General features: G+C 68.5%; 17 protein-coding genes. 4 read left to right on the forward strand and 13 right to left on the reverse strand.

What is annotated here, in order from left to right:
• A complete protein-coding gene (locus QTH86_RS19095) occupies positions 1-570 on the forward strand; it encodes a sugar dehydrogenase complex small subunit (protein ID WP_286647810.1) in 570 nt (189 codons plus the stop codon).
• Entirely contained in the window at positions 567-2,201 is a 1,635-nt protein-coding gene (locus QTH86_RS19100) for a GMC family oxidoreductase (RefSeq protein ID WP_286647811.1), read from the forward strand. Before QTH86_RS19095 ends, QTH86_RS19100 begins: the two co-directional genes overlap by 4 nt.
• Here the strand turns inward: QTH86_RS19100 and QTH86_RS19105 are convergent.
• Genes QTH86_RS19105 through QTH86_RS19115 form a run of 3 tightly spaced genes read right to left on the reverse strand, consistent with a single transcriptional unit; the run spans position 2,188 to position 3,405 of the window.
• Positions 2,188-2,637: a DUF6691 family protein gene (locus QTH86_RS19105; protein ID WP_286647812.1), complete on the reverse strand. Its 450-nt coding sequence runs from the start codon at positions 2,635-2,637 to the stop codon at positions 2,188-2,190. The two genes, QTH86_RS19100 and QTH86_RS19105, sit on opposite strands and share 14 nt — an antisense overlap.
• A gap of 13 nt (positions 2,638-2,650) precedes the next feature.
• Positions 2,651-3,085, reverse strand: a complete 435-nt coding sequence (locus QTH86_RS19110) for a YeeE/YedE family protein (RefSeq protein ID WP_286647813.1) — start codon at positions 3,083-3,085, stop codon at positions 2,651-2,653.
• A 2-nt stretch (positions 3,086-3,087) separates the two neighbouring features.
• On the reverse strand, positions 3,088-3,405 hold the full coding sequence (locus QTH86_RS19115) for an ArsR/SmtB family transcription factor (RefSeq protein WP_286647814.1): 318 nt from the start codon (positions 3,403-3,405) through the stop codon (positions 3,088-3,090).
• Positions 3,406-3,485: 80 nt separating this feature from the next.
• Between QTH86_RS19115 and QTH86_RS19120 the strand changes: the two genes are divergently transcribed.
• Positions 3,486-4,397 (forward strand): MBL fold metallo-hydrolase, encoded by a 912-nt coding sequence (locus tag QTH86_RS19120; protein WP_286647815.1) that lies wholly within the window; start codon positions 3,486-3,488, stop codon positions 4,395-4,397.
• Here the strand turns inward: QTH86_RS19120 and QTH86_RS19125 are convergent.
• The 7 genes from QTH86_RS19125 to QTH86_RS19155 form a co-directional block, all read right to left on the reverse strand.
• Positions 4,382-5,092 (reverse strand): ABC transporter ATP-binding protein, encoded by a 711-nt coding sequence (locus tag QTH86_RS19125; RefSeq protein WP_286647816.1) that lies wholly within the window; start codon positions 5,090-5,092, stop codon positions 4,382-4,384. The genes QTH86_RS19120 and QTH86_RS19125 overlap by 16 nt on opposite strands.
• The gene (locus QTH86_RS19130) at positions 5,089-5,844 is read right to left on the reverse strand and encodes an ABC transporter ATP-binding protein (protein WP_286647817.1); all 756 of its coding nucleotides are present in this window, start codon (positions 5,842-5,844) and stop codon (positions 5,089-5,091) included. The genes QTH86_RS19125 and QTH86_RS19130 overlap by 4 nt, the downstream gene beginning before the upstream one ends.
• Positions 5,841-6,785, reverse strand: coding sequence for a branched-chain amino acid ABC transporter permease (locus tag QTH86_RS19135; protein ID WP_286647818.1), 945 nt, complete (start codon positions 6,783-6,785; stop codon positions 5,841-5,843). Before QTH86_RS19135 ends, QTH86_RS19130 begins: the two co-directional genes overlap by 4 nt.
• Before the next feature lie 115 nt (positions 6,786-6,900).
• A complete protein-coding gene (locus QTH86_RS19140; RefSeq protein WP_286647819.1) occupies positions 6,901-7,821 on the reverse strand; it encodes a branched-chain amino acid ABC transporter permease in 921 nt (306 codons plus the stop codon).
• A 16-nt stretch (positions 7,822-7,837) separates the two neighbouring features.
• Positions 7,838-9,049 carry an ABC transporter substrate-binding protein gene (locus tag QTH86_RS19145; RefSeq protein ID WP_286647820.1) on the reverse strand — a complete coding sequence of 404 codons (1,212 nt, stop codon included), beginning with the start codon at positions 9,047-9,049 and terminating at the stop codon, positions 7,838-7,840.
• Positions 9,050-9,199: 150 nt separating this feature from the next.
• Positions 9,200-10,081, reverse strand: coding sequence for a DMT family transporter (locus tag QTH86_RS19150; protein WP_286647821.1), 882 nt, complete (start codon positions 10,079-10,081; stop codon positions 9,200-9,202).
• A gap of 58 nt (positions 10,082-10,139) precedes the next feature.
• The gene (locus tag QTH86_RS19155; RefSeq protein WP_286647822.1) at positions 10,140-11,690 is read right to left on the reverse strand and encodes a tannase/feruloyl esterase family alpha/beta hydrolase; all 1,551 of its coding nucleotides are present in this window, start codon (positions 11,688-11,690) and stop codon (positions 10,140-10,142) included.
• 99 nt (positions 11,691-11,789) lie between these two features.
• On the opposite strand from QTH86_RS19155, the gene QTH86_RS19160 reads away from it, so the two are divergent.
• Positions 11,790-12,485, forward strand: a complete 696-nt coding sequence (locus QTH86_RS19160) for a Crp/Fnr family transcriptional regulator (RefSeq protein WP_286647823.1) — start codon at positions 11,790-11,792, stop codon at positions 12,483-12,485.
• Between the two features lie 18 nt (positions 12,486-12,503).
• Here QTH86_RS19160 and QTH86_RS19165 read toward each other — a convergent pair whose 3' ends face one another.
• From QTH86_RS19165 to QTH86_RS19175, 3 genes are read right to left on the reverse strand one after another with little or no spacing between them, the layout of a single operon-like run.
• Positions 12,504-13,421 (reverse strand): EamA family transporter, encoded by a 918-nt coding sequence (locus tag QTH86_RS19165; RefSeq protein ID WP_286647824.1) that lies wholly within the window; start codon positions 13,419-13,421, stop codon positions 12,504-12,506.
• On the reverse strand, positions 13,421-14,821 hold the full coding sequence (locus QTH86_RS19170; protein ID WP_286647825.1) for an NAD(P)/FAD-dependent oxidoreductase: 1,401 nt from the start codon (positions 14,819-14,821) through the stop codon (positions 13,421-13,423). Before QTH86_RS19170 ends, QTH86_RS19165 begins: the two co-directional genes overlap by 1 nt.
• 13 nt (positions 14,822-14,834) lie before the next feature.
• On the reverse strand, positions 14,835-15,200 hold the full coding sequence (locus tag QTH86_RS19175) for a nuclear transport factor 2 family protein (RefSeq protein WP_286648402.1): 366 nt from the start codon (positions 15,198-15,200) through the stop codon (positions 14,835-14,837).
• Between the last annotated feature and the right edge of the window lie 45 nt (positions 15,201-15,245).

Raw genomic sequence — 15,245 nt, forward strand, 5'->3', positions numbered from 1 at the left:
ATGTCGAATCCGATCCCCGACCGCACCGAACACATCGTCCGCATGCCCGTCTCGCGCCGCGCCCTCGTGGCGGGTACGGCCGTGGTGGGCGCCGCCATCGCCCTCGGTGGTGTGTCGGTGCTGGGCACCACCAACGCCTTCGCCGCGGCGACCGCGTCGAACGACTTCCTGCGCCTGTCCGAATTCCTCACCGGCGGCAAGCCGCTCGCGGCCGGCCTGGCCACGCGCTACCAGGCTTCGCTGGCGCGCCTCGACCCGAAATTCGCCGCCGCGGCGGCCGAACTGCAGCGCTATGTGAGCGATGCCAAGGCCTCGCACATCGATGAATTGCTGGCCCGCCCCGACCTGAGCGAACCGCTGCGCAAGACCATCACGCAGATCGTGTCGGCCTGGTACCTCGGCATCGTCAACAACGACACCGAGGTCGAGCTGATCAGCTATGCGGATGCGCTGATGTACCGGCCGACGGCCGATGTGCTGGTCGTCCCCAGCTACGGCGGCGGCCCCGATTCGTGGGGCGAGAAGCCGGCCAACCTGTCGACCACGCCGAACAAAGAGATGACACGATGAGCGCCAAGGAATTCGATGCAGACCTGATCGTGATCGGATCGGGCGTGATGGGCGGCGTGATCGCCAGCCGGCTGGCCAAGGCCGGCAAGTCGGTGATCATCCTGGAAGCCGGCCCGCGGGTGAAGCGGGCCGACATCGTCGAGACCTACCGCAATTCGCCGGTCAAGCTGTCGCTCGCGAACATGAAAGCGCAGGGTTCGGGCTCGCCGTTTCCCAACCCGCCGCACATCCCGTCGACCTACGGCAATTACCTGCAGCAGACCGGCCCGGTGTCGTACCCGACCAAGTACCTGCGGGTGGTGGGCGGCACGACCTGGCACTTCGGCTCGGCGCTGTGGCGCATGATTCCCAACGACTTCAAGCTCAAGACGCTGTACGGCCGCGGCCGCGACTGGCCGCTCAGCTACGAGGAGCTGGAGCCCTACTACTGCGAGGCCGAAGCCGAGCTGGGCGTGTCGGGTGTCGACGGGCAGGACGAGAGCGGCCATGGCGGCCCCGCCTGGCCACCGCGCTCCAAGCCCTTCCCGATGAAGGGCCTGAACGAGCCGTACTTCATGACGCGCGCCGCCGAGCTGCTCGCGCCCGGCGGCTACAACCCGGTGATCGAGCCGCACGGCCGCGCGACGCGCCCGTACGGCAACCGCCCGGTCTGCGCCGGCAACAACAACTGCAACCCGGTGTGCCCGATCGGCGCCAAGTACGACGGCTCGATGCACATCGACGAAGCAGAACGCGCCGGCGCCAAGCTGCTCGACAACGCGGTGGTCTACAAGATCGAGGCGGGCGACGACGGCAAGATCACGGCCGTGCTTTACAAGAAGCCCGACGGCACCTCGCACCGCCTCACGGCGCGCCACTTCGTGCTGGCGGCCTATGCCATCGAGGGGCCGAAGCTGCTGCTGATGTCGACCTCGGAGAAGTACCCGAACGGCATCGCCAACTCGTCGGACCAGGTCGGCCGCAACCTGATGGGCCACACCGGCATCAGCATGAACATCATGATGAACGAGGACGTCTGGCCGGGCCAGGGGCCGACGGAACTGCTGGTGTACCTGAACTACCGAGACGGCGAATTCCGCAAGGACATCCCGAGCTACAAGACCAAGTTCCGCAACACCGTGCCGAGCTCGCAGATCGCGTCCTCCCTGCTCGCCAAGGGCGTGCTGGGCAGCAAGCTCGATGCCGAGATCCGTCGCCAGTCGGCGCGCTCGCTCAACGTGGCCGTCGACTTCGAGACTGAAGCGCAGCCGCAGAACCGCATCGTGCCGAGCAAGACCAAGACCGACGGCATCGGCCTGCCGGTGCCCGAGATCTACTACAGCGTGAACGACTACTGGAACGCCGGCCGCGACTTCGCGCTGAAGGACCTGGCACGCATGGCCCAGCTGCTCAATGCCGATGTGCTGAACGTCGACACCAAGCACCAAGACCGCCAGCACATCATGGGCACCACGATCATGGGGGACGATCCGAAGAACTCGGTGGTCGACCGCGACTGCCGCACGCACGACCATCCCAACCTGTTCATCGCAGGCACCGGCGTCATGCCCTCCGCCTCGTGCATGAACCCCACGCTCACCGGCGCGGCGCTCAGCGTGCGCATTGCCGAGCAGCTGATCAAGGAGATCTGAGCGGCGGGCGCGTGCGTTCGCGGGCACGTCGCCGCTCGATTGCTTCGAACAGGCCCATGCCGGCCAGCATCGCGGCCACGAAGACCAGCGCCGGCGCCAGGCCCATGCCGAGCGCGACCAGGGCGGGGCCGGGGCAGAACCCGGCGATGCCCCAGCCGATGCCGAACAGCAGGCTGCCGCCGACCAGGCGCCGGTCGACCTGGCGCGCCTTCGGCAGGCGCATCGGCGCACCAATCAGCGACACCGCGCGCCGGCGGGCCAGCGCGAAGGCCGGCAGGCCGACGGCGATCGCGCCGGCCATGACGAGGGCCAGCGACGGGTCCCACGCGCCGGCGAGGTCGAGGAAGCCCAGGACCTTGGCCGGGTCGGCCATGCCGGAGAGGATCAGGCCGAGGCCGAACACCAGGCCCGCCAGCAGAGACGTCAGGATCTGCATGGAAAGGCGCCTTTCAAACACCGACGACGTGCCGTGCCACGAACACCGTGGCGAAGCCCGCGCCCATGAAGGCCAGCGTGGCGACCAGCGAGCGCGGCGACAGGCGCGACAGCCCGCACACGCCGTGGCCACTGGTACAGCCCGCACCGTAGCGCGTACCCACGCCGACCAGCAGCCCCGCCAGCACCAGTGCGCCGGTGCCCGCATCGATGCGCGGCACGGGCAGCGTGTCGAACAGCCGGTAGGCCAGCGGCGCCGCGACCAGGCCCGCCACGAAGGCCACGCGCCAGCCGATGTCGTCGCGGGTGGGATTCAGCAGCCCACCCAGCACGCCGCTGATGCCGGCGATGCGGCCGTTGAGCAGCACGAACATCGCGGCCGCGAGACCGATGAGTGCGCCGCCGGCCAGTGCGGACCACGGCGTGAAGTGCTGCCAGTCGATCGTCATCGTCATTCCTTGGGACAGTAGAGCTTGTAGAGCAGCGCGAGGATCTGCAGCACGGCGGGGTCGACCACGCTGTAGAAGATGTTCTTGCCTTCGCGGCGCGTCTGCACCACGCCTTCGTTGCGCAGCACGCCCAGTTGCTGCGACAGCGTGGGCTGGTGGATGTCGAGCGCCTGTTCCAGGTCGCTCACGCACATCTCGCCCTGCGAGAGCTGGCACAGCAGCAGCAGGCGCTCGGGGTTGGCCAGCAGCTTGAGCACGCCGACGGCCTGGCCGGCGGCGCCGCGCAGGGCTTCGGGATCGATGACGGGGGCGCGAGGCATGGATGTTCAGTCTGTCTTTTGATAGTATATCGATAAATATAATGTAGGTCGATCGATCCAGACCGTCACGAGGGCACCGCATGACCGCACGTACCACCACCGAAGGCTTCTTCGACCCCCGCACCGGCACCATCTCCTATGTGGTGTGGGACACGGCGAGCCGCCATGCCGCGGTGATCGACCCGGTGCTGGGCTTCGACGTGAAGTCCGGTCACACCGACACCGGCGCGGCCGACGAACTGCTGGCCTGCATCGCACGCGAAGGCCTGCAGGTCGACTGGATCCTCGAGACCCACGCGCATGCCGACCACCTGTCGGCCGCACGCCATGTACAGGCGAAGGTGGGTGGGCGCATCGGCATCGGCGCGAACATCCGCACGGTGCAGGCCACCTTCGGCAAGCTCTTCAACCTCGAACGGGGCTTCCTGCCCGACGGCAGCCAGTTCGACCATCTGTTCGAGGACGGCGAGACCTTCCGCATCGGCGATGCCGAGGTCACGGCGCTCTGGGTGCCGGGCCACACGCCGGCCGACATGGCGTACCTGGTCGACGGCGCGGTGTTCGTCGGCGACACGCTCTTCATGCCCGATCTGGGCAGCGCCCGCGCGGACTTCCCCGGCGGCGACGCGCGGCAGCTCTATGCGTCGATGCGGCGCCTGCTCGCGCTACCGCCCGAGACCGTGGTCTATGTGTGCCACGACTACCCGCCGGCCACGCGCGCGCCGGCCTGGAAGACCACGGTCGCCGAACAGCGCGCAGCCAACATCCATGTGCGCGACGGCATCGATGAAGAAGCGTTTGTGGCGATGCGCACCGCGCGCGACGCGACGCTCGAGGTGCCGTCGCTCATCCTGCCGTCGATCCAGGTGAACATCCGCGCCGGCCACTTCCCGCCGGCGGACGACAACGGCGTGGCCTACCTGCGCATTCCTCTGAACGCGCTGCCGTTGCAAAGCACGCCCGGCGGGGCGGACGCTCAGACGCCGAGGTAACGCGTCCAGAGCCCGCGGTCGGCGTCGAGCGCGGCGGAGTCGCCCGTCCACACCACCCGGCCGCGTTCGAGGATGAGGTGCCGGTCGGCCAGCGGCAGCAGGCGCTGCACGTACTTGTCGACCACCAGGATCGCTTCGCCCTCGGCCTTGAGCGTGGCCAGGCAGCGCCAGATCTCCTCGCGGATGACCGGCGCCAGGCCTTCGGTCGCTTCGTCGAGGATCAGCAGCTTGGGGTGCGTCGACAGCGCACGCGCGATGGCCAGCATCTGCTGCTCGCCGCCCGAGAGCTGGTTGCCGGCGTTGGCCTTGCGTTCGCCGAGCCGCGGGAACAGGCCGTAGAGCGCATCGGCCGTCCAGCGCGGCGCCTGCCCGGCACGGGGCCGCGCGAAGGCGCGCAGGTGCTCGTCGACGCTCAGGTTCGGGAACACGTGGCGGCCTTCGGGCACGATGGCCACGCCGCGCCGGCCGATGGCGTCGGGTCGCGCACCACCGATGTCGGCGCCCTCGAAGCGCACGCCGCCGCGCATCGGCTTGAGGGTGCCGGTCAGCACCTTCAGCAGCGTGCTCTTGCCCATGCCGTTGCGCCCGAGCAGCGCCATCACCTCGCCGGGCTTCACGTCGATGTCGATGCCGAACAGCACCTGGCTCGCGCCGTAGCCGGCCTCGATGCCGGTCGCCTCGAGCAGCTTGCTCATGAATGTCCCTCTGCTTCGGTGCCCAGATACACGGCCTGCACGTCCGGGTGGCCGCGCACCTCGTCGGCGGTGCCGGTCATCAGCACCTTGCCCTGCACCAGCACCGTCAGGCGGTTGGCCAGGCGGAACACCGCGTCCATGTCGTGTTCGATCAGCAGGATGGCCATCTCGCTGCGCAGCGATTCGATCAGCGCCACCATGCGCGCCGATTCGTCCGGCCCCATGCCCGCCATCGGCTCGTCGAGCAGCAGCAGCTTCGGATTCGCGGCCAATGCCAGCGCCACGTCGAGGGCGCGCTGCGCACCGTGCGGCAGCGTGCCCGCGATGCGGTGGCGTTCGCTCGCGAGGCCCACGCGTTCGGCCAGTGCCTCAGCTTTGGAAACCAGTTCGCTTTCGCTGGCACGCGGCGCCATGAAGCGCAGGCTGCTGCCCGCGTGCGCCTGCACCGCGAGCATCAGGTTGTCGTGCACCGTCTCCTTCGCGAAGACGCGCGTCACCTGGAAGCAGCGCGACAGGCCGGCGCCCACGCGCTGGTGGTCCTTCAGCGGCGTGATGTCGTGGTCGCCGAGCCAGATGCGGCCGGCGTCGGCCTTCAGCAGGCCGGAGATGAGGTTGACCAGCGTCGTCTTGCCGGCGCCGTTGGGGCCGATGAGCGCATGGATCTCGCCGGCATCGACCGTGAGGTTCACATGGTCGGTCGCCAGCAGGCCGCCGAAGCGCTTGACCAGTCCTTCGATGCGGAACAGGCTCATGCCGTCACCGCCTTCTTCCTGCGGGACAGCGCAGCGAGACCCTTCGGTGCCCACAGCGCGACCGCAATCAGCAGCAGGCCGAGCGGCAAGTGCCAGTACTCGCTGTATTGCTTGAGCACCTCTTCCAGCAGCAGCCACACGGCGGCGCCCACCGGCCCGCCCCAGCTGCGACCCAGGCCACCGATGACGACCATCACCACCAGCGTGGCCGACTGCGTCCAGTGCATGGCACCCGGGCTGATGAAGCCGTTGCCGCCGGCCAGCAGCGCACCGGCCAGCCCCGCCACCGCGCCCGCGATGGCGAAGGCCACCAGCTGGATGCGGAACACCGGGTAGCCCAGCGCGCGCATGCGCGTCTCGTTGTCGCGGATGCCCATCAGCGCATGGCCGAAGCGCGAGCGCGTGGCGCGGTGCATCCAGCCCAGCGCCAGCGCCACCAACACCAGCACCACCCAGTAGAAGGTCGACTCGTTGGCGAGGTCGATGCCCCGGCCCAGTTCGGGCCGGGCCGGCAGCGTGTAGCCGTCGTCGCCGCCGTATTTGCGCAGCGATACGGCGATGAAGTACAGCATTTGCGCGAAGGCCAGCGTGGTCATGATGAAGTACACGCCGCGGGTGCGCAGGGCCACGGTGCCGATCAACGCGGCGACGAGGCCGGCCACCAGCGCGGCCATCGGCCACAGCACCCAGGCCGACATCACGCCGGCGTCGGCGAAGGCGACCACGGTGTACGCCCCGACGCCGATGAAGCCCGCATGCCCCAGCGCCACCATGCCGCCGAAGCCGAGGATGAAGTTGAGGCTGGCCGCGGCCAGCGCCATGATCAGCACACGCCGCACGAAGCCGATGTAGAACTCCATGCCGAAGAGCGGCGCGACCAGCGGGAAGGCAGCCAGTGCGACGAGCAGCACCAGCGTTGGGATGACGACGCTCTTCTTCATGGCTGCGCTGCCTCTTCGTGAAACACCGCGGAACCGGCTTTGCCGGGCCGCTGGTGTTGCCCCCTGACAGGGGGTTGGCGAAGCGACACGCAGTGCGCGAAGACTGGGGGGGAGCTCATGTTCTGGCCGAGAAGAGGCCCGAGGGCCGGAAGATCAGGACGACCACCATCAGCGCGTACATCGCGACTTCGGCGAAGAGTGGGCCGAGGTCGGCCGCGGTGGCCGGCGGCAGCGTGGCACGCAGCAGCATCGGTAGGAAGGCGCGGCCGATGGTGTCGACCAGGCCCACCAGCAGCGCGGCCACGAAGGCGCCGCGCACCGAGCCGATGCCGCCGATGACCAGCACCACCAGCGCGGGGATCAGGATCTGCTCGCCCATGCCGACCTGCACCGCGACGATCGGGCCCATCAGCGCACCGGCCAGCGCAGCGAGCGCCGCACCCAGCAGGAACACGCCGTTGAAGATGCGGCCCACGTGCACACCCATCAGCTCGGCCATCGGCCGGTCCGACGCACCGGCACGCACCCGCATGCCGACGCGCGTGTGGTTCACCAGCAGGTACAGCGCCAGCGCGACGAGCACGCCCGCGCCGAGGATGACCAGGCGGTACGCGGGGTAGGGCAGGCCGTCGATGATCTCGATCGGCCCGCTCAGCGCGGCGGGCGTTGGCGCCATCACCGGCGACGGGCCCCAGATCATCTTGACGAGGTCGTCGGCCACCAGGATCACGCCGAAGGTCGCCAGCACCTGCGCCAGGTGGTCGCGCTTGTAGAGCTGGCGCATCAGCAGCACTTCGAGCAGCGCCGCGACGACGACGGTGACGAGCACCGCCAGCGCGATCGCCGCCACGAAGGAGCCGCTCTGCTGGTGCGCCTGCGCCGCCACGTACGCGCCCGACATGAACAGCGAGCCGTGCGCCAGGTTCAGCACGTCCATGATGCCGAACACCAGCGTCAGGCCGGCGGCCAGCAGGAACAGCATCAGCCCGAAGCCGAGGCCGTTGAGCAGTTGCTCGAGAAAAAGAATGCCAGTCATGCGCCGAGAAAACGATTCACTTCATCGGGCATTTGTCGGAATACGTGTCGCCGTAGTTGGTCAACAGGGTGCTCACCGTCTTGTTCGTGATCTTCCCTTGCGCGTCCTTGCCGATCACGCGCAGGTAGAAGTTCTCGATGGGGTAGTGGTTGTTCGCGTACTTGAAGCTGCCGCGCGTCGACGCGTAGTTGGCCTTCTTCAGCGCGGCGATCACCGCTTCGCGGTTCTGCGCGTTGCCACCGGCCTGCTTGACGGCGGCGTCCATCGCCAGGATCACATCGTAGGCCTGGGCGGCGTACACCGACGGGTAGCGGCCGTTGTATTCCTTCTTGAAGGCGTCGACGAAGGCCTTGTTGGCGGCGTTGTCCAGGTCATGCGCCCAATGCGAGGTGTTGAACAGACCCAGCATCGGCTCGCCCACGGCACCGATCACGTCTTCGTCGGCCGAGAAGCCGCTGGTGACCAGCGTGATGTCCTTCGACAGGCCCGCGCCCACGAACTGCTTGATGAAGTTGATGCCCATCGCACCGGGGAGGAAGAAGTAGATCGAATCGGGCTTGGCCGCGCGGATCTGCGCGAGCTCGGCGGCGTAGTCGATCTGGCCGAGCTTGGTGTAGAGCTCGTCGGCCACCTGGCCCTTGAACTGGCGCTTGGCACCGCCCAGCGCATCCTTGCCCGCCGGGTAGTTGGGGGCGATCATCACCATCTTCTTGAAGCCGCGGTCTTGCGCGAACTTGCCGGCCGCCTCGTGGAACTGGTCGTTCTGGTAGGCCGTGCCGAAGAAGTAGGCGTTGCACTGCGCGCCGGCGAATTGGCTGGGGCCGGCGTTGGACGAGAGGTAGGGCACCTTCGCGGCGAACAGCGTCGGGCCGACGGCCAGGGCGATGTTCGAGCCGATCGGGCCCGAGAACAGGTCGATCTTGTCGCGCTGGATCATGCGGTCGACCAGCTGCTTGGCCTGGTCGGGGCTGCCGGCCATGTCGGCCTGGACGAACTCCACCGGCTGGCCGCCGAGCTTGCCGCCCAGCTGCTTGATGCCCAGCGCGAAGCCGTCGCGGGCTTCGGCGCCCAGGGCGGCGAAGGGGCCGGAGATGTCGAGCGCCAGGCCCACCTTCACGGGGGCGGCCAGTGCCGCGCCGGCCACGCCGAAGGCGGACGCGAGCATCAGGGAGCGCAGCGTGCGGGACAGGGCGGTCGCGACGGGCGGCTTGGTGGACTTCGAGCGCATGGGGAAGACTCCGGTTAGGTCAGGTTGGCACCACTTCGATGCACGTGGCCCCGGCATTGTGCGGGCCACTTCATTCACAAGTAAATACTTTATGCATGAAGCATCTGGTGTCAATCGGGCTTGCACGAACAGTGCCAGCCTGAATACCTGCTAAGTGCCCCGAGCCGGCGCCAGCACCGCGGCGATCGCCACCACCATCAGCACCACGGCCGCCCAGTCCTGCCAGTGCAGCACCTCGCCCAGCCAGATGGCGCCGCTGAACACGCCGAGCACCGGGATCAGCATCACGCTCAGCGTCGAGGCAATGGGCGGCAGCCCGCGGGCCAGCGAGAACCAGGCCGCGTGCGCGAAGCCGAAGATCAGGATCGCGTTGTAGAGGACCGACCCCCAGGTGACGGTGCCGGGCATCGTCCATTGCGGCCGCTCGAACAGCGTCGCCAGCACGGTGATCACGACAGCGGCGAGCGCGGTCATCCAGAACGAGATGGCCAGCGTGGGCACCGGCATCGTCGAGCGGCGCAGCAGCTGCGTGCCCAGCGCCCAGGTCGCCGCGGCCAGCAGCGCCAGCGCCATGTAGCCGGGCTTGCCGGCCATGCCGACGAGCTCGTGCCACAGCAGCAGCGCCACGCCCAGCGCCGCGGCGGCGACGCCCATCCAGGCGCGCGCGCTCGGGCGATTCGAGAAGAGCCACGCGCCGATCACCGCCGAGAAGATCGGCATGGTGTAGCCGAGGATGGCCGAGCGCCCGCTCGACAGCGCCTTGACCGCCAGCATCATGCAGGTGTGCCACACGAACATGTTGGTGGCCGCCAGCCACAGCAGCTCCGGCCAGTGGCGACGCGGGATGCGGAACGGCACCTTCATCGCCACCAGCGCCAGGCCGAGCACCGGCAGGCCGATCCACAGCGACAGCGCGCGAAAGCTCAGCGGCGGAAAGTCCGTCACGCCCAGCTTCATCACCGGCCAGTTGAGGCCCCACACCAGCGTGAGGGGAACGAGCAGCGCGAGCTGGCGGCGGGTGAGGGTCTCCATGCGCACGCATTGTGGCGGCATGCCGATGCGCATGCCGACCCGCCTGCCGCCCGTGCGGTCAGCTGCTCTGGCAAGTGAAGCTGTCGGCCGAATTCAAGTCGCCGCTGCCCTTGTACTTCGGGAAGGTCGGGTACTTGCACAGGGGGCGTGTCTGCACGGTGGCCTGGCTCGTCGGATTGAGCTTCCTGGCCACGATGCTCTGGGCCGAGGGCTTGGCGCCGCCTTCTCGCCACTTGGCCACGGCGTCCACCAGGTCGACGGTGTCCGGGCCGACCCCGCCGGCGCAATGCTGAACGCCCGGCTGGAGGAAGAACTCCATCGAGGCATCCCGGGTGGACGCGCCACCGACCGCCGTCGCGACATCGTTGAAGTACTTGATCGAGCCCTTGTAGCTGATCGCCCAGTCATGCGTGCCGTGGACCAGGATCATCTTGCCGCCTTGGCCGAAGAAGGAGCGAAGGTCGGGCGTCGCATCGAGCGTGGTGGCTGCCAGCCGCAATCCGGCCGTGTAGATCTCGGGGTCGAAGGTCAGGACGTTGAAGGCCGGATCGCCGGTCACCCAGTACTTCACCAGACCGCTGCCGAACTGGAACTGGAGGCCGGTACCGCCGACCGCGGAGCCGGTGACCCACACCGGCCAGCCCAGGTCTTCGCCGCCCGGTCCCCAGCCCGGGTACACGCTGGTGCTGTCCGCGCGCTTGAGCTCCGAATAGATCGTGTTGGCCGTCGCGATCTGCGCGTCGGTCAGGCAGGTGTCCGCGTCGCCCGAGGCGCATCGCAGCACCGCCGGGTTGAAGGTGCAGGCGGCCTGGTTGCTGACGATGCCATCGGCCGCACCATCCAGCCCGTCGCACTGCGCGGTGACGGTCTTGCCGATGAGCGAGGCCTTCGCGTCGTTGATTTGGCCGCCCGGCGCGGCGAGCGCCTTTCCGTTCGCCACGAAGGCCTGGAACAGCTCGGTGAACGAGTACGCCGGCGCACGCACGACGATGCCGTCGAAGTCGTTCGGAAAGCGGGTGGCCTGGATCAGCGCTTCGCGTCCCCCGTTGGAGCAACCTTCGAAGTAGCTGAACTGCGCGTCGGTGCCATAGCGCTGGCGAACGATCTCGTTGCTGACCTCCTTCACCGAGTGGATCGAGAGGTAGCCGAAGTCGGCTTGCGCGGTGGAGTTGTTCAGGAAGACCGACGCGTCCAGTGCATTGCCTTGCCGGCCCCCGTCCGAGGCCACCAGAACGTAGCCGCCCGTCGAGCCGCTCGGAGAGCTGGGCACGATGTTGATGCTGCCGTCCCAGCCGCCGCCGCCGGCGTACAGCAGCTTGTTGTTCCAGACGGTAGGCAGGTGCATCTCGAAATTCAGCGTGCTGTGCAGCGTGCCCGTCACCTTGCAGTACTCCGCGGACGCGGCGCTGGCCGCGACCAGGCTGGCGTCGTTGATCGACGCGCCGGCGACCGACGTGCCCGCGAACGCCTTGCACTTGTCGGCCGCCGATACGACCGGCGGTGCCGATGCGGCGGGCGGGTTTCCGTCACCGCCACCGCCGCCGCAGGCCACCAGCAAGAACGGAATGCCCAGCAGGGCCACGCGGGCCCCTGAGAGAGGGTTTCTCATGATTTGTCTCCTGTTTGTACAGTCGCCTAATCAGGCCGCCGCGAGCGGGGCCTGCGACATGGATGCTAGGCAGCGAGGCGGCAAAAGAAAGTCCTTCTGATGACAAAGCATGTGCAGACCATCGAGATGTTGCGCGCGGCCGCCTGGGCCCAGGGCCTCTCCGACGAAGAGTTCGGGCGGGTCCGGGCGGAGACGGTGGACCGCTTCTATTCGGCGGGCGAGGTGGTCTGCCGCAAGTCCAGCCTGGCCACGCACTGGATCGGCGTGGTCGACGGCATGCTCAAGGTGGACATCCTGTCTGCCGACGGTCGCAGCACCACCTTGAGCGGCACCTCCGTGGGCGGATGGCTGGGCGAGGGCTCGGTGCTCAAGCGCGAGCACCGACCGTACGAAGTGGCCGCGTTGCGCGACAGCCGGGTCGCACTGGTGCCGAGCCACACCTTCCACTACCTGCTGGAGACCAACCTGGCGTTCTGCCATTTCATGATCAAGCAGCTCAACGCGCGGGTGGGTCAGTTCATCGCGCTGGCCGAGAGCTACCGGATGCACGACCTGAGCTCCAGGGTGGCGCACTGCCTGGCCGAACTGTTCAATCCGCAGCTGAACCCCCATACCGATCCGATCCTGCAGATCTCGCAGGAAGAGATCGGTCGACTCGCGGGGATTTCACGTCAGCATGCGCACCGCGCCTTGCACGAGCTCGAGGATGCCGGGCTGGTCTGCATCGCCTACGGCAGCATCGGTGTCGTCAACATCGACGGCCTGCGGGCCTACGCGCGAGAACACAGCGAGTGAGTTCCGGGGCGCCTGCCGTCAGCCCCGGCGCCACCGCCCGCCGAACATCACGACGGCCAGCGCCATCACCACGCACGCACTGCCGGCCCATTGCCAGGCTGAGACCGTCTCGCCCAGCGCGAGCATGCCCGCCGCCAGCCCGATCACCGGCACGCCGAGGCTGAAGGGCGCCACGCGATTGGCCGCATGGCGCTTGAGCAGCCAGGTCCACATCGCATAGGCCGCGACGGTGGCGAACCAGCCGAGGTAGGCCACGCCGGCCCAGGCGCCGAAGCTCGCGTGCGTCCATTGCCAGCGCGTGGCGGCGGGCTCGAAGCACCACGCCATCACCGCGAACGGCAGGATGGGCACCACCGACATCCACACCACGAAGCCCAGCGGGTCGTAGCCCGGCTGCGACTGTTGCGCGCGCCGCACGATGATGTTCGACACCGCCCACATCGACGCCGCGCCCAGGTTCAGCAGCAGGCTCAGCAGCGTGATGCCCCCACTGCCACCGCCGAGGTTCACCGCGAAGCAGGCCAGGCCCGCCGCGGCCAGGACCAGCCCCGCGCGCAACGGCCCGCTGAGCCGCTCGTGCAACAGGATGATGCCCAGCAGCGTGGTGAAGAACACCTGCGTCTGCATCAGCACCGAGGCCAGCGCCGCCGTCATGCCCACCTGCAGCGCGACGAACAGCAGGCCGAACTGCCCCAGCTGCGCCAGCCCCGCCGGCAGCAGCCAGCGCCACGACAGCGCCGGCTTCCTGATGAAGAGCAGCAGCGGCAGGACCGCGAACACATAGCGGAAGGTGCCGAGCTGGAAGGGCGTGAAGTCGCGCAGCGAGAACTTCATCGCGACGAAGTTGAGCCCCCAGATCACGACCACGCCGAGTGCGGCGAGGAGGTCCAGGCCCATCAGGGGCGCTTGTGCATTCGCCAGTGGCCGAGCGCTCATCAGAGCACTTCGTCGCGCAGTTGATACCAGCGGTACAGCATGCTTTGGCCAAGACGGCGGAAGGGCGCGGCCCACTCGCCCTGCGCGGGAAAGGGCAAGGGGCTGTCGTAGATCGGAAGGTCGAACATGGCGTCATCATGCCCTGCGATGCGCTGGGCCATCCGCCGCCCCGCATGCGCCGAGAACGACACGCCGTTGCCGCCATAGCCCAGCGCATAGAACACGCTCTGCTTGGCATCCGGCTGCACGATGCGCGGCATCATGTCGTGGGCCACGTCGACCCAGCCCCACCACGAGTAGTCGATGGGGATGCCCTTGAGCGCCGGGAACTTGCGCTCCAGCCCGTCGACCAGCAGCCTGTAGTGTGCGTCGCGGTGCGCATCGGCGCCGGTGATGGCGCTGCGGCTGCCGATCTGCACGCGCTTGTCGGGCAGCAGGCGGTAATAGAAGCGCAGCGTGCGTGTGTCGGTGATGGCTTCGTGCGTCAGGAAGTTCGTCGCCTTCAGCTCGGCATCGGTCAGTGGCCGCGTGACGCTCGAGTTCGACAGCACCGGGAACAGGCGGTTCTTCAGCGTCGGGTGCAGGCCAGGCGCGGTGTACGCACCCGTCGCGATGCCGACCGCGCGGGCGCGCACCGTGCCGCCGGGCGTCTTCAGGTGGTGCACGCCGTTCTTCGTTTCCCAGCCGATCACCGGGCTCGACGGATGCACGCGCGCACCGCCGGCGCGGGCGCGCTTGAGGTAGCTGTAGGCCAACTTGAGCGGGTGCACGCAGATGCCCTCGGGCTCGTGCATGGCGCCGTGCGCGTCGCGGTCGTCGCAGTAGCGGCTGCGCACCTCGTCGGCGCTGAGCATGCGGGCGTCGTAGCCGAAGTGGTCGCGCATCACGCGCGTCTCGTTCTCGAGAAAGGCCAGCTTCTTCGCGCGGTGCGCGATGTACAGGTGGCCGCCGCCCTGCGGCTCGCAGTCGGCCGTGGCCACCAGGTCCTTGAAGGTCTGGAAGCCGTAGCGGATCTCGGCGTCGAGCCGCTTGGCCGTGGCCAGGCCCCAGCGCTCGATCCACTGCGAGCGGTACAGCCGCCCGCTCGCGTTCTGTCCCTGCCCGCCGTTGCGGCTGGTGCAGCCCCAGGCCACGCGGTTGGCTTCGAGCACCACGGCCTTGATGCCGTGTTCTTCCGCGAGGAACAGCGCCGTCGCGAGGCCGGTGAAGCCCGAGCCGATGATGACCACGTCGGCATCGACATCGCCCGCCACCGGGCCGTCGTCGTCGGGTGCCGGGCCGGCGGTGGCGGCCCAGTAGGTCGGTGCGTAGTCGCGGTTGCGGCCGGGCCCGTCGGACACCAGCGGGTCATAGGCCGGGTCGTAGGGCGCGAAGAGTTCGCGCGGCGTGGTGATGCTCATGGCAGCGCCCGGGTCAGAGTGGTGGCAGGGCGGGGCGGGCCTTGCGGAACACGTTCTTCACGAGGATCTTTCCGTCCTTGAAGGTGAACAGGTCGACCCCGTCGGACTCGCTGCGCGTGCCGTCGAGCGCGGTGCCGGTGAAGGTCCATTCGGACAGGCCGCGGTCGCCCATCACCATGTGCCGGCCGTTGCGCCACTGCGCATCGGGGAAGTTCGTCCACGCCGCAGCGAAGGCCTTGGCCACGGCCTCGTGCCCGGTGTGGCGCGTGCCGAAGGCCTCGGGCCCGGCGGCGGTGTCGAACACGCAGTCCACGTGCATGAAGGACATCAGCGCGGGCAGGTCGTGGCGGTTCCATGCGTCGGAAAACGCGGCGAGCATGTCGGTGGTGACGGCGGTGGCGGGGGTGGTCAAGAAGCTTCCTTG

It is taken from the genome of Variovorax sp. J2L1-78, assembly GCF_030317205.1.
GTDB classification, from domain to species: Bacteria; Pseudomonadota; Gammaproteobacteria; order Burkholderiales; family Burkholderiaceae_C; genus Variovorax; species Variovorax arabinosiphilus.